We start from the raw sequence: 13975 nt of genomic DNA, 5'->3' as shown, positions 1-13975 counted from the left end.
CTGCAGAAGGCGAGCGCGGCCTATCCGAACCAGCGCTTCGTCTTCATCGACGGCGTCCTCGACAGCGACAAGATGATCTATGCCAACTTTGCCGAGGAACAGGGCTCCTTCATCGCCGGCGCGCTCGCCGGCATGATCGAGAACAAGGGCAGCGCCTTCGACAAGATCGGCGACGGCAAGGCCATCGGCTTCGTCGGCGGCCGCGACATCCCGGTTATCCGCAACTTCCTCGGCGGCTATGAGCAGGGCTCTAAATATGCCGCCCCCGACATCACCGTGAAACCTGTCTTCGCCGGCACTTTCGACGACCCGGCCAAGGGCAGCGAGCTGACCCAGGCGCTCTACAATGAAGGCGCCGACATCGTTTACAACGTCGCCGGCCCGACGGGAGAGGGCGTCATGCAGGCCAGCGCCGCTGCCGACAAGTATTCGATCGGCGTCGATATCGACATGTGCTCCACGGCGCCCGGCAATGTGCTCGGCTCGATGCTCAAGCGCGGCGACATCGCGGTCTACAGCCTGATCAAGGACGAGGTCGAAGGCCACAAGGTCACGCCAGGCACCCGCACCTTCGATCTCGCCTCGGGCGGTGTCGAGCTGAAGGTCTGCGACGACATCGCGCCGAAGATCCCCGAAGAGGTCAAGGCCAAGCTCGACGAGATCAAGAAGGGCATCGTCGACGGCTCGATCAAGGTCGCCAAGGCAAAGTAGGCTTCGCGCCGTCCCGGAGCCTCCGGGACTTTCATCCTGCCTCGTGCGGGCCGGTTGGCCCGCACGCTCAACCTTGGAGCCGTGAAGCTTCCGTGTCCGACGCGTCGCCATCTCCGGCACCTGTCAAGCCCGCCGCCGCCGAGATGGCCGTCGAGCTGATCGGCGTTACGAAACGCTTCGGTGCCTTCGCCGCCAACGACGACGTTTCCATCGCCGTGCGTCGTGGCCAGATACACGCCATCATCGGGGAGAACGGCGCCGGCAAGACAACCTTGATGAATGTCCTGTTCGGTCTGTTGCAGCCCGACGAGGGCGGGATCCGCATCGAGGGAAAGGATATCGTGATGGCCGATCCGGCCGCGGCCATCGCGGCGGGCCTCGGCATGGTGCATCAGCACTTCAAGCTGGTGCCCTCGCTTTCCGTCGCCGAGAACGTGTTCCTCGGCATGGAGATCCGTCGCAACGGGCTGATCGACCACGCCGCGCAGATCGAAAAGACGCGCGAGCTTTCCGAACGGTTCGGACTGAGGGTCGAGCCGACCGAGCGCGTCTCGCTGCTGTCGGTGGGCATCGAGCAGCGCATCGAGATCCTCAAGGTACTGGCGCGCGGTGCGCGCATCATCATCCTGGATGAGCCGACGGCTGTGCTGACCCCGCAAGAGAGCCGTGAGCTGTTCCAGACCCTGCGCGGCTTCGTAGCCGGCGGCATGACGGTCATCTTCATTTCCCACCACCTCGAGGAGGTGATGGAGGTTTCCGACACCGTCACGGTGCTGCGCAACGGCAAGCATGTGGCGACGCGACCGACGGCCGAGCTGACCAAGGCCGATCTCGTTCGCATGATGGTCGGACGCGACGTCAGCTTCGCGCGCCGCCGCCGCGAACGGACAGCGGGCAGCGTCGTGCTCGAGGTGAGGAGCCTGTGGGCCCGCGACGACCGTCGCCTGCCGGCGCTGCGCGACGCCAGCTTCACCGTGCGCGCCGGCGAGATCGTCGGCATCGCCGGCGTGGCCGGCAACGGCCAGACCGAGCTCGCCGAGGTGCTCACCGGCCTGCGTCCCGCCAGCCACGGCTCAGCCGTTCTCAAGGGCCGCGACCTGACCACGCAGTCGCCGGCGCAGATCCGCGAGGCCGGACTGGCCCATGTTCCGGGCGACCGCATGGTGCGCGGCGTCGATGGCGGCGCCTCGATCTCGGCGAACCTCCTGATGGGGCGCCAGACCAGGGCGCCGTGGTCGCGCAACGGCATTCTCGACTGGCAGGTGGCCGCCAGCCAGGCCGCGGACATGATCAAGCGCTTCGATATCCGCGCGCGCGGCCCCCAGGATACCGTCAAGCGGTTGTCGGGCGGCAACATCCAGAAGGTCGTCCTGGCGCGGGAATTCACGAACGACGCGGACTTCCTGCTCATCGACCAGCCGACGCGAGGCGTCGACATCGGCGCCCAGGAATCCATCCACGACGAGATCATGCGCCAGCGTGCAGCCGGCCGCGCCGTTCTCGTCATATCGGTACAGCTCGATGAGCTTCTCACGCTCGCCGACCGCATCCTGGTCATGTTCAACGGCCGGATCATGGGCGAGGTCGACGGCGACGGAGCCGACAGTGAAAGGATCGGCATGATGATGGCAGGTGTCGAGGCCGGCGCAGCAACAGGTGGCGCGGTCCGATGAGCGACAGGTTGCGCGCCGTCTACGGGCAGTTGCTTGCTGTCCTCTTTGCGCTCGTCATTGGCGCCATCATCATCTTGATGGTCGACGAGAGCCCGGTAAAGGTCTTCATGACGCTGCTGCGGGGCGCTTTCGGCGACCAGGCCAAGATCGCCGGCACTCTGCTGCAGACCACGCCCATCCTGATCTGCGGCGTTGCCGCCTGCATCGGCCTGCGCGGTGGCATGTTCAATGTCGGCATCGAGGGCCAGCTGTTCCTCGGCGGTTTCGCAGCGGCATGGGTTGGCTTCGCCCTGCCGCTGCCGGCCGGCATTCACATGCTGGTCGGGCTGGCCGTGGCGACGCTCGCCGGCGCCGCCTGGGTAGCCATTCCGGCGTTCTTCCGTGCGCGCTACAACACCAACGAGGTGGTCTCCACCATCCTGTCGAATTACGTCGCGGTGCTGCTGACGTCCTATTTCACCATCTTCCTGTTCAAGAGGCCGGGCGGCTGGTCGGAGACGCCACCTATCCTGCCGACGGCCTATCTGCCCGAGCTCTTTTCCTTTTCGCGCCTCAACTGGGGCCTTGTCATCGGACTGGTGCTGGCGCTCGCCGTCGCGTGGTTCTTCCGTTATACGAGCAAGGGCTATTCGATCTCGATGGTCGGCTCGGCGCCGAAATTCGCCGAATATGGCGGTGTCAACGTCAAACGGCAGGGCTTCCTGGTCCTGCTGGTCTCCGGTGCGGTCGGCGGGCTGGCCGGCGGCGTCGAGACGCTAGGCGTGCATCACCGCTTCATGGAAGGCTTCGCGCCCGGCTTCGGCTTCGACGGGCTCATCGCCGCGCTGCTCGCCAACGGCTCACCGATCGGCACGATCGTCACCGCGCTGTTCTTCGGCGCGCTGCGCAGCGGCTCGCTGCTCCTGGAGGTCGAGACCACGGCCTCGCGCGAGATCATCACGGTCATCCAGGCCCTCATCATCCTCAGCGTTTCCGCGCAGGTGCTGATGAAGCGCCGCGGCGACAGCACGGCGGGAGAGCGTCGATGGAAGTTCTAGACAAACTCCTCAACGTCGCGCTCCTGGTCGCGACGCTCAGGACCACCGCGCCGATCCTGCTGGTCGGCCTCGGCGGCTCGTTCACCACCAAGGCAGGCATCTTCAACATCGGCCTCGAAGGCCAGATGCTCGTAGGCGCCTTCTTCGCCGTGCTTGGCTCCATCTGGTCCGGCTCGGCCTTTGTCGGCGTGCTGTGCGGCGTTGCCGCCGCGCTTGTCTTCGCGCTCGTCTTCGCGCTCCTTGTCGTGACTTTCCGCGCCAACGAGGTGGTGGTCGGCCTGGCGCTCAACATCCTCGCCGGCGGCATGACCATATCGTTGATGAAGGCGGTTTTCGGCACGCGCGGATCCATCGTCGGCCATGGCATCGTCGGCCTGCCGAAGGTTCAAATCCCATGGGCTCGCGAATTGCTTGGGTCCTGGGCGCCGCTGGTCTCGGGTTACACGCCGCTGGTCTATGTGGCCTTTTTCGCCGTGCCGCTGCTCGTGCTGTTCTACAGGCGCACCAGGCTCGGCCTCTACATCCGCGTCGTCGGCGAAAAACCCGAGGCAGCCGAGGCGCTCGGTATCTCCATCGCCCGGATCCGCTATGTCGCCTCGCTGCTGTGCGGTCTTTTCGCCGGGCTCGCCGGGGCGCATCTGTCGCTCGGCTACATCACCATGTTCACCGAGAACATGTCGTCGGGGCGCGGCTTCATGGCCGTCGCGATCCTGATCTTCTCCAACGGCGATCCGCTCAGGGTGCTGGGCGGCTGCCTGCTGTTCGGCTTCGCCGATGCCTTCTCGCTCAGGCTGCAGACCTTCGGCTTTCCGTCATATCTGATCCTGGCAGTACCCTACGCGGTGGCGCTGGTGGCGCTGTTCGCGCTCTCCTATCGCAGCAGGCCCCGCATCATCCGCGAGACGCTCGAGAGCATGCGCAAGCTGCTTTCCGTCGAACCCGGCCGGGCCGACGCCGACAACACTCCCTCAACGTAAGGACCCCATACGCATATGGAACGCATAATCCTCGACGTGGATTCAGCGGGCGACGACATCCTCGCCGTGCTGTTTGCCGCAGCCAGTCCATACGTGAAGCTGGAGGCGGTCACGACCGTCACCGGCGCGGCCGGGCCCATCGAGCAGGTGACCAATGTCGTGCTCAACACGCTTTCGCTGGCCGGGCGCGACGACATCCCAGTCCATGCCGGCGCCTGGCGGCCGATCGTCGGCCACGCCAAGGCCGACATGGAAGCTCCGGTTCATTTCGAGAAGCGGCTGACAGCCCGCTTCGGCGACCGGCTGAAGAAGTTTAATCCGCCGGCGCCCGCTCCGGCGCGCAAGGCGACGCCGGGCCATGCGGTGGATTTCATCATCGACACGGTGATGTCCAATCCCGGCGAGATCACGCTGGTCACCACAGGGCCGCTCACCAACGCCGCCATGGCCTTGCTGCAGGAGCCGCGGCTTGCCGGCGCGCTCAAGCGCCTGCTGGTGCTGGGCGGCACCTTCCAGACGCCCGGCAACATGACGCCGGTCACCGAATACAACATCTGGGCCGATCCCGAAGCCTCGCGCATCGTGCTGAACGCCGAGGTCGACAAGATCCTCGTGCCGCTCGACATTTGCGAGGACAACCGCGTCGCGGCCTCCATGCTGACGCGCGACGACATCGCCGACATGCAGGCGGTGGCGAAGGACAATCCGGTGGTCGACATGATCGCCGACGTGTTCCCCATCTATGTGGACATCTGGCGCGAATTCTTCGGGCTCGTCGGGTTCCCGCTGGATGACGTGATCACCGTGGCGCTGGCTTTCGATCCCGGCCTTGCCACGCTCACCGAACCGCTGTTCGTGGACGTGCTGACCGACGGCCATGTGGCGCGCGGCCAGACGGTTGCCTATCGCGGTTTCCAGATCCTGCCTGGCGGCGGACCGAAGACCACCCGCATCGGCACCGACCTCGACGGCCGCCGCTTCCTCAAGATCTTCAAAGACACCCTTGCCCGCTACGAGCGGACGGCATGACGAGCCAGACCATGACCCCTACGCCTATCCTCTTCGATTGCGATCCCGGCCATGACGATGCCATCGCGCTTGTCATGGCGCATCGCTCGCCGGCCGTCGAACTGCTCGGCGTCACCACCACCTGTGGCAACGCCGAGATCGAAAAGACCACCGCCAATGCGCTGCGAATCCTCGAATATATCGGCGCCGGCGCTGTTCCGGTGGCCGCCGGCTGCCACCGGCCGTTGGCGCGCCCGCTGGTGCTGGGCACCGCCGACGGCCCAAGCGGCCTGGAGGGCTCGCCCTACCTGCCGCAGGCGACCATCAGGCCGGTGAAGCAGCATGCCGTGGACTTCCTGGCAGAGAAGCTGCTGTCGCGCGCCGAGCCGACCGTGGTCGTGGCCACGGGGCCGCTTTGCAACATCGGCCTGCTGCTGCTGAAACATCCGCATGTCCTGCCCAAGATCAAGCAGCTGATCTGGATGGGTGGCGTGTTCTATCGCAAGAGCGAGATCATCACGCCGACCGAGTTCAACGCCTTCTGCGATCCGGAGGCGCTGCGGATCGTGCTCGATTCCGGCGTGCCGATCACCATGGTCGGCCTCGACGTCACCATGCAGGTGCTGGTCGAGAAACCGCAATATGCCGAGCTCGCCAAGATCGATACGCCGCTGGGCAAGCTGGTGAACGACTGGCTGCTGTTTTACGAGAAGCTCCACCGCAATTCGATGGGCGTGGGCGGCGCCATGCATGATCCGCTGGCGCTGGCGCTGGTGATCGACCCCACGCTCGTCAGGACGCGGCCGGCGCATATCGGCGTCGATCTCGGCGGCAGCTACACTTTTGGCGCCACCGTCGCCGACTTCTGGGGCGAGCGTGGCCTCAAGGACAACGCCATGATCGCCAACGAGGTGGATGCCGATCGTTTCTTCGAGCTGATGTTCGACCTGCTGAGGGGCTGAATTCGGCCGTATCAGAGCAATTCCGGGAAAGCGTCTTCCGCCCGGAGTTGCTCCAACCTGCGGTTCCGCTCTGAAGCGCGTCGCGATCCTTCAGCTTCGTTCGACGCGCTTCAGGCTTTCGATTCAAGCATACCGTTATCCAGACATGCTTTGGCATCGGCCGCCGGCCGGCACCGCCAGCATTTTCGGGGTCACGCCCTTGGCGGCATCGCCTTGATGATGGCGACGGCGAGCTCAAGATCGTCCAGGCCGCCCTGCAGCGTGCTCCTCGGCGCAGTGCCGTTCTCGACGCAGTCGAGGAAATGCACCCACTGCCGGCGGAACGACGTATCCGGCACGGCATCGAGCACGCATTCACGCGTGACCCCTTCGCCGCCCGCCTCCTTGACCCGGACGGTGGCGCAGGTGTTGCGCACATAGGGGTTCTTGAAGTCGATGCGGACTTCGTCACGCTCGCCATGCACGAGGATCCATTCGTCCCACCATTCATATTGGGCGCCGAAGGCGATCTCGACCTTGACCGGGATGTCGTCGCCGACCCGCGCCACGGACAGAAGGTGCGACGGGCCGATGGCAGCCGCATAGTCCACGCGCGTGGCAACGCCGAAGGCGCCGCGCAGGACCGAGAGGTTGTGGCTGCCCAGCATCAGCAGCGTGAGATAGAGGTCGCGATAGCCGGCATGGTCCGGACCGAGCGCGACCTCAATGGAGGCATTCGCGGCGTCACGGGACTGCTGAAGAAGCGCCTGGTCCACGTCATCGCCGCGCACCTGCGTGTAGAGTTGCTGGTAGCGGTCGAAGCGGCCGGCGAGGTTGTGCAACTGAATGGTCTTGGGGCGGCCGATCCTGGCGATCTGCTCCAGTCCGAGCCGGTAGCCCGTGTCGTGGAGTTTCATGTAGCCGACCATGCCGACGAGCCCGCTGGCTTCGAGCCTTCCGACCAGCGGCCTCGCTTCCTGCGGCGTGAAGCCAAGCGGCTTCTCGACGATGAAATGCTTGCCGGCAGCGATCGCCGCGTCGACGATCGAGGCATGCTCATAGGTGCAGATGACGACGGCGTCGACGCCGGCATCGGCGAGCAACTGCCGATGGTCGGTGTAGCGGGCGGCGACCCCGTATTCGTCGCCCAGCCGGTCCACCACTTTGCGGGAGAGGTCGCACAGGGCCGCGATGTGAAGCCCGGGCAATTCCTTGAGGATCGGCAGATGCATGATCTGCGCGATCTCCCCGCAGCCGATGACGCCGACGCCGATGCTCTTCTTGGTCATGTCAAGCCTTCACAGCGCCGGCGGTCAGGCCGGCCACAAACTGCCGCTGCATCAGCGTGAAGAGGATGATCACCGGCAGTGTCGTGATCATCAGCGCCGCGAAATAGAGGTTCCAGAGCGAGTCGTATTGCTGGAAGAAGCTGACGAGGCCGAGCGGGATGGTCTGCACCGCCGGATCCCGCAGGAGCAGGAAGGCGAGGAAGAAATCGTTCCAGATCTCGATGAAGGCGAAGATCGTCACCAGCGCAATGCCGGGCCTGATCAGCGGCAGCATGATGAGCAGAAGTATGTCGAGGCGGTTGGCGCCGTCCATGCGCGCGGCATCCTCCAGTTCGACCGGAAGCGTCAGCAGAAAGCCTCGCAGGATGAAGACCGAAAGCGGCATGACCGACGCCGCGTAGATCAGGGCGACGCCGAGGCGGCTGTTGATGAGGCCGAGGTCGCTGGCGACGGTGAACAGGGGGATCGTCATCACCTGTGGCGGCACCAGCATGGAGGCGACGATCAGTGCCAGCAGCGCGTTGCGGCCGGGAAAGCGAAGGCGCGTTATGGCGTAGGCGCAAGGCGTGGCGACCAGCACGACCAACGCCAGCGCCGATGCCGTCACCACCACGCTGTTGAGGATGCGTGAGTCCATGCCTGCCGTCTTCCAGGCCTGGACGTAGTTTTCGAAATGCAGGCTGAGCGGCGGTCCCCAGATGTTGTTGAGCATTTCGGACTTGCTCTTGAGCGAGCCGAACAGCACCCAAAGCAGCGGGTAGATCGTCTGCATCACCACGAGGACGAGAACCGCATAGGTGGAGAGCGATTCGACGAGCCGGCGCGTTGGTGAGATCCCCCTTGCCATCAGATTTCCAGCCTCGTCTTGCGCATCAGCGCGAGCAGGCCGACGCTGAGCAGGCCGACGATCAGGAACAGCGCATAACCCATGGCCGAGGCGTAGCCCATCGCCCCGTCCTGGAAAGCGCGCTTCATCATCAGCGTCATGACGACCTCGGTGGCATGGTTGGGGCCGCCCTGCGTCAGCACGTAGACGATGTCGAAGTTGCGCACGAAGGCTCCCGACAGCCCCAGTATGGTGTTGATGAAGATCACCGGCAGCATCAGCGGCAGAGTGATGTGAAGGAACCGGCGGAACGGTCCGGCGCCGTCTATCTCGGCCGCGTCGTAGAGCTCGGACGGCAGTGCCTGCAGCCCCGCGAGATAGATGACGGCATGGAAGCCCAGCCATTTCCATATGTCGACGGCGATCACCGCATAGAGGGCGATGCTGGCATCGCCCAGCCAGCGCTGCTTCAGGAACGAAAGCCGACGGAATCGAGGAAGGCGTTCAGCAGGCCGAAGACGGGATTGTAGATCCAAGACCACAACAGGCCGGCGGCGACGAAGGACATCGTGACAGGCACGAACACGGCGCCGCGAAAGAAGGCGCGCCCGATCGTCGCCCGGTCAAGCAACATGGCCAGGCCGAGGCCCAGCGCGTTCTTCAGCACAAGGATGGCGGCCACGAAGATCAGGTTGTTGCCGAGCGCAGCGAGGAAGAGGGGATCGCCGGCGAGGCGGATGTAGTTGCCGAAGCCGACGAAGACCGGCTGCGAGAAGCCGTCCCATTTGGTCAGGCTGAGCCAGAAGCCGCGGGTGAACGGCCAGACGAAGAATACGGCGAACAGGCAAAGCGCCGGCAGCACCATCACCAGCGCCGGCAGGCCGTCGCCGTTGAGGAAACGCTTCATGCGGCCGGGTGCGGAGCGCATCGCCGTCCGCCTTGTCAGTGCTTGCCGGGCGTCAGTTCCAGGCCAAGCGTCCCGCGCAGATAGGCGATGCTTTCGATGGCGCTCTGCTCGGCGGTCTTCTTCGAGGCGTCGAGCTCCACGATCGCAAGTCCGTCATAGGCGGCGTCCAGCAGGACGTCGACCAGCGCGGGAAGGTCCACCACGCCGGCGCCAAGTTCGCAGAACGCGGCGTAGCGGTCGTAGCCCTGCAGGGCAGGGTCGACGTGGGTGTCCTTGAAATGCATGTAGCGGACGGCCGAGATGTAGGTGCGCACGGCATCCACCGGATCGGAATTCGTTTGCGCCAGATGGGCCGGGTCGATGCAGAGGCCGGCATGGGCGGTGTCGAGCTCGTCCATCATGCGGTCGAGCTGGTCGCGCCGCTCGATGAAAGTGTCGAGATGCGGATGATAAACGGTGGCTATGCCGAGGTCGTTGGTGCGGCGGCCGATGTCTTCCAGCGCGCGGCAGAAATCCTTGTAATCCTGGGCGTCGTGCTTGTTGCCCGATGCCTCGGAAGGGCCGCCGCCCAGGACGAGAACGGGCGAGCCGAAACCCTTTAGCAGCCTTGCCAGCGAAACGAGCACGTCGCGCTCGACCGGCCACAGCACCGGATTGGTGAACGTGGCGTTGACGTAGAGCGAGGAAAGTCTGATGCCGAGCTCGCTCTGCGCCTCCGACAGGATCGCGTAGCGGCGCAAGATGTCGGTATCGGTCGTCACGCCCATCGGGCCCTGATGGCCCAATTGCATGTATTTGCGGGCGAATTGGTCCGACAGGCTGGTGAACGCCAGGATTTCAAACCAGCCGAACCCTTGGCCGGTCAGGAATTCAAGCGCCGGCCGCAGGGGTTGGCCCGTGAGGTCCCAACTGTTCAGGTGATAGCCAATGGAAAAGCGTTGGCGGGAAGCGCGTGGCGTGGCCATGTCATGTCCGATCGTTCGAGAGGATCTTGCGACGGCGGCCCTGGCGGCCGCCGTCGCGCGTCTTGGGAGGACGCATCATTCCTTGGGCGGCCAGTTTCCGTCGGCCACCATCCCGTCATAGACCTTCTGCACGGAATCGGCGGCTGCCTGCGGCGTAAGCTGGCCTCCGACCACTCCGGCAATCGCCGAAGCGGTGGCATTCGCCACTTCGGACGGCCAAATCCAGTCGAGGAACTTGATCGTGTTCGGGAAGGCGCTGGCGCGAAGGTCCTTGGCGTAGGCGTCCTCGGCCACCGGCACGCCCTTGATGGAGGCAGCAATGGGCTGCTCGGGCGCCAGGTAAAGCGTGGCGATCTCGGGCTGCGTCAGGTACGAGATGAAGGCGAGCGCCGGCGCGACTTTCTCTTCGGGAATGCTCGATGACAGGCAGATGCCGTTGTCGGCGCCCCCACCGTGCTTGGGTTCACCCGTCGCGCCAGGCATCTTGGGGAAAGCGAAGACTCCCCAATGGAAGTTCTTCACGCTTTCCTGCAGCGAGGGCACCTCCCAGGTGCCACCGTAATACATGGCGCTCTTGCCGCTGGCGAAGGCGGCGCGCATCCCGTCCTGGTCGACCGACAATGAGTCCGCCGACAGGATGCCGTCGTCCACCCATTGCTTGATGAGGTTGAACGCCTCGACGTCGGCTGCGTCGTTGAACTTGGTCTTGCCTTCCAGGTTGGTCTGCGTCTTGGCGATCGCATCGCCGGACGACTGGGAGAAGGCTTCGAAGAACCACATTGGCCACATCGGGGTGTTCGACCCCTGGTGCAGCAGGGGGATGACGCCCGCCTGCTTGAGTTTCGGAACGGCCGCCTTGAGGTCGTCATAGGTCGGTGGAACCGGGATATCGAGCTTCTTGAACAGCTCGACATTGTAGAAGACGGCCGAGGTGGACATGGTCGTGATCGGCACGCCGTAGACCTTGCCGCTGATGGTGAAGGCGCCGAGCGCCGCGGCGTCGATCCTGTCCGCGAATGGCTTGATCTCGTCGGTGATCGGGCGCAGCAGGCCGCGGCGCACATAGGCGCCGTTGGTCCAGAAGGCCGGGCATGCGATCAGGTCGATTTCCTGGTTGGCGAGCTTTGCGGTCATCAGCCGCTGCAGGGAGTTGGCCTGCGGCCCCTGAGCGTCCCAGTCGATGGCGGACACTTCGGGGTGTTTGGCGAGAAAGCCCTTGAAGACCTCGTCCTGAATCTTCTTCTGCTCGTCCGGCGTCTGCCGCGGCGCCAGCTGGTCCAGCGAAGAGCCGCCGAACACTTTCAGGGTTATTCCTTCCGCTGTCGCCGCCGTTGCCGACAAGGTCGCCGCCACCGCGCATGCGGCCATTCCGAGCCAGGATTTTCTAGAAACTGCGCACCTCATTGTCTTCCCCTTTTTTTGACTTGATCGCGCTGCCCATCCGTTCGGTTTGGCCGATCGTTGATGGTCAAATGATTGAGTACCAACAATCGGTGCCTGTCAAGACTGCAGGAAGCCGGCCAGTTCGACCCGATATGTTGCTCGGTCCTGGTTCCGCGGGACCTGCCGCAGACCACCTTGCCCACCGGGGCGGCGACAATCGGCCCGATCGCCAATGTCTGCGCGGCGGTCAGTCTTTCGCCCAGCATGAGCAGACCGACCAGGACACCGGTGGCGGGTTCGAGGCTCGTCAGCGCGCCGGGTGAGCCAGCAGGTCGCGCGAGGCAATCGCCGCTATGAAGGACAGCTAAAGGGCGTCGCGATCTTTCAGATTCGCTCCATGCGCTTTAGGTTTTTGATTTTACGCATGTCTTCATCCCGAAACCGGTTCCCACTTTCGGGAGACATGCTTTAGCCCAACTTCATGCGGCGCTTGGCAAGGGCGTTGTTGCTGGAACTTCCGAAGCTGCGGAAGCGATGCGAGACTTGATCGACGCCGTTACCGTTTTCGAATCCGTCGAGGCTCGGCGGAATTCAGGTGGAAATCGCAGGACGTCTCACCGCACTCTTCGGTGAGAACAGTTTTCTCAACGGCGCAAAGGAGTGTGGGGAAAGATGGTAGCGGGAGAGGGACTTGAACCCCCGACCCCAGGATTATGATTCCCGTGCTCTAACCAACTGAGCTACCCCGCCAGGGTGGCAAATGGCCCGGAAAACCGTCCTGAATGGACGGGCGTCGCGAGGCGTTCGCCAAGGTCGCGCGGATATAAGGTTGCGAGGGTGAGCCTGTCAAGCTTGTATAAGGCCGACATGCCGGCATAATCCGGCCGCCATAATCTCATCCCAGAAAAGCTTTGCCGGACAGACACTCAGCTGATCTCCCGGGGTTGAGTTCGGCGGGGCACGTCGCTATGTCTCGGCCATGAAATTCTAGAGTTTGAACGAATGAAGCCGCGCATCGCCGTCCTCGGTTGCGGATACTGGGGCAGCAACCATATCCGCACCCTCAAGGCGCTTGGCGCGCTCTATGCCGTTTCCGACGTCAACCGCGCCCGCGCCGAAGGTTTCGCCAGCGAGCAGGATTGCCTGGCGATCGAGCCGGACAGGCTGTTCGAGCGCAACGACATCGACGCCATCGTCATGGCGCTGCCGCCGCAATTCCATGCCGACACCGCGGTGCGCGCGGTCGAAAGCGGCAAGGACGTGCTGGTGGAAAAGCCGATCGCGCTGACCGTCGCCGATGCCGAGCGCGCGGTGAAGGCGGCAAAGGACAATAGCCGCATCTTCATGGTCGGCCATGTGCTGCGCTTCCATCCCGCTTTCGAGACGCTGAAGGCGCTGATCGACAATGGCGAGCTCGGCGAGGTGCGCTACATCCATTCGCACCGGCTCGGCCTTGGCAAGTTCCATACCGAAAACGATGCGCTCTGGGACCTGGCACCGCACGATTTGTCGATGATCCTCGCCATCACCGGCACCGAGCCGATCGAGGTGAGGGGCGAGGGGGCGGCGCTCCTCGACAATCTCAGCGACTTCGCGCATCTGCACATGCGTTTCCCGAACGGCCTGCGCAGCCATCTCTTCGCCTCGCGCCTCAATCCCTATCGCGAGCGGCGCCTGACGGTGGTCGGCACCAAGGCGATGGCGGTGTTCGACGACGTCGAGCCCTGGGAGCGCAAGCTTGCCGTCTACCGCCACGCGGTGTGGCAGGACAGCGGCCAGTGGGCCTTCACCGCCAACGAGCCTTCCTATGTGGCCGTCGGCGAGGGCATGCCGCTGACGCGCGAGCTTGCCCATTTCATGCAATGCATCGAGACGCGCGCCGAGCCCCGCACCGACGGCGAGGAAGCGATCCGGGTGCTGCGCATCCTGACCGCCGGCACGGTGATCCACACCGGTTCGTGAACCTGTCCGAACCCGCGGCGATGACCCCGAAAAGCCGGGCCTACGGACGTTAATTTTACTCGGCGGGAATCTGCGCCGGCCTGGCGGCCAGCCTGGACAGCATGGCCTCGGCCTCCGCGCCGCGCTCGGAACGCTCGATGAAACCGCCGCCGAACACCCGTGCGTCGTTGCCGTCGTCGGAATAGAGCACGCAGGCCTGCCCTGGCGCGATGCCTGACTCGCCGTCGGCCAACTCGACGGAAGTCACGCCGTCGCGGTGATGCAGCACGGCCGGACGCGGCGGCCTGGTCGAGCGG

Annotated in this window: 14 protein-coding genes and 1 tRNA gene; 7 read left to right on the top strand and 8 right to left on the bottom strand. The window is 64.5% G+C overall.

Going from position 1 to position 13975, the window contains the following annotated elements:
• The 6 genes from EOD07_RS05430 to EOD07_RS05405 all read left to right on the top strand — a co-directional run.
• The coding region (locus EOD07_RS05430) for a BMP family ABC transporter substrate-binding protein (protein WP_164772074.1) at nt 1–711 on the top strand (711 nt) is incomplete at its 5' end.
• 143 nt (nt 712–854) lie between these two features.
• On the top strand, nt 855–2384 hold the full coding sequence (locus tag EOD07_RS05425; RefSeq protein WP_127234262.1) for an ABC transporter ATP-binding protein: 1530 nt from the start codon (nt 855–857) through the stop codon (nt 2382–2384).
• Nucleotides 2381–3421 carry an ABC transporter permease gene (locus EOD07_RS05420; protein WP_127234261.1) on the top strand — a complete coding sequence of 347 codons (1041 nt, stop codon included), beginning with the start codon at nt 2381–2383 and terminating at the stop codon, nt 3419–3421. The genes EOD07_RS05425 and EOD07_RS05420 overlap by 4 nt, the downstream gene beginning before the upstream one ends.
• Nucleotides 3409–4398 carry an ABC transporter permease gene (locus EOD07_RS05415; protein WP_071069989.1) on the top strand — a complete coding sequence of 330 codons (990 nt, stop codon included), beginning with the start codon at nt 3409–3411 and terminating at the stop codon, nt 4396–4398. The genes EOD07_RS05420 and EOD07_RS05415 overlap by 13 nt, the downstream gene beginning before the upstream one ends.
• 15 nt (nt 4399–4413) lie before the next feature.
• A complete protein-coding gene (locus EOD07_RS05410) occupies nt 4414–5427 on the top strand; it encodes a nucleoside hydrolase (protein ID WP_127234260.1) in 1014 nt (337 codons plus the stop codon).
• On the top strand, nt 5424–6368 hold the full coding sequence (locus EOD07_RS05405; RefSeq protein WP_127234259.1) for a nucleoside hydrolase: 945 nt from the start codon (nt 5424–5426) through the stop codon (nt 6366–6368). Before EOD07_RS05410 ends, EOD07_RS05405 begins: the two co-directional genes overlap by 4 nt.
• A gap of 191 nt (nt 6369–6559) precedes the next feature.
• Here EOD07_RS05405 and EOD07_RS05400 read toward each other — a convergent pair whose 3' ends face one another.
• The 7 genes from EOD07_RS05400 to EOD07_RS05370 all read right to left on the bottom strand — a co-directional run bounded on the left by EOD07_RS05400 (nt 6560) and on the right by EOD07_RS05370 (nt 12467).
• On the bottom strand, nt 6560–7636 hold the full coding sequence (locus EOD07_RS05400; RefSeq protein ID WP_127234258.1) for a Gfo/Idh/MocA family oxidoreductase: 1077 nt from the start codon (nt 7634–7636) through the stop codon (nt 6560–6562).
• Nucleotide 7637: 1 nt separating this feature from the next.
• On the bottom strand, nt 7638–8483 hold the full coding sequence (locus tag EOD07_RS05395) for a carbohydrate ABC transporter permease (protein ID WP_127234257.1): 846 nt from the start codon (nt 8481–8483) through the stop codon (nt 7638–7640).
• Nucleotides 8483–8890, bottom strand: a complete 408-nt coding sequence (locus EOD07_RS38400; protein ID WP_245469869.1) for a sugar ABC transporter permease — start codon at nt 8888–8890, stop codon at nt 8483–8485. The genes EOD07_RS05395 and EOD07_RS38400 overlap by 1 nt, the downstream gene beginning before the upstream one ends.
• 41 nt (nt 8891–8931) lie before the next feature.
• Nucleotides 8932–9390, bottom strand: a complete 459-nt coding sequence (locus EOD07_RS38395; protein WP_245469867.1) for a sugar ABC transporter permease — start codon at nt 9388–9390, stop codon at nt 8932–8934.
• 14 nt (nt 9391–9404) lie between these two features.
• Nucleotides 9405–10334: a sugar phosphate isomerase/epimerase gene (locus EOD07_RS05385; RefSeq protein WP_127234256.1), complete on the bottom strand. Its 930-nt coding sequence runs from the start codon at nt 10332–10334 to the stop codon at nt 9405–9407.
• 75 nt (nt 10335–10409) lie between these two features.
• Nucleotides 10410–11675 carry an extracellular solute-binding protein gene (locus EOD07_RS05380; RefSeq protein WP_245469865.1) on the bottom strand — a complete coding sequence of 422 codons (1266 nt, stop codon included), beginning with the start codon at nt 11673–11675 and terminating at the stop codon, nt 10410–10412.
• Nucleotides 11676–12390: 715 nt separating this feature from the next.
• Nucleotides 12391–12467 (bottom strand) — tRNA-Met (locus tag EOD07_RS05370).
• 252 nt (nt 12468–12719) lie between these two features.
• Here EOD07_RS05370 and EOD07_RS05365 point away from each other — a divergent pair.
• Nucleotides 12720–13679, top strand: a complete 960-nt coding sequence (locus EOD07_RS05365) for a Gfo/Idh/MocA family oxidoreductase (RefSeq protein ID WP_127234254.1) — start codon at nt 12720–12722, stop codon at nt 13677–13679.
• 55 nt (nt 13680–13734) lie between these two features.
• Here EOD07_RS05365 and EOD07_RS05360 read toward each other — a convergent pair.
• Nucleotides 13735–13975: aminomethyltransferase beta-barrel domain-containing protein (locus EOD07_RS05360; RefSeq protein ID WP_348627734.1), on the bottom strand; the 241-nt coding region annotated here is incomplete at its 5' end.

Source organism: Mesorhizobium sp. M2C.T.Ca.TU.002.02.1.1, from assembly GCF_003997225.1.
The sequence above is the reverse complement of the archived record's forward strand: the minus strand, read 5'-3'. Positions and strand labels throughout refer to the sequence as shown.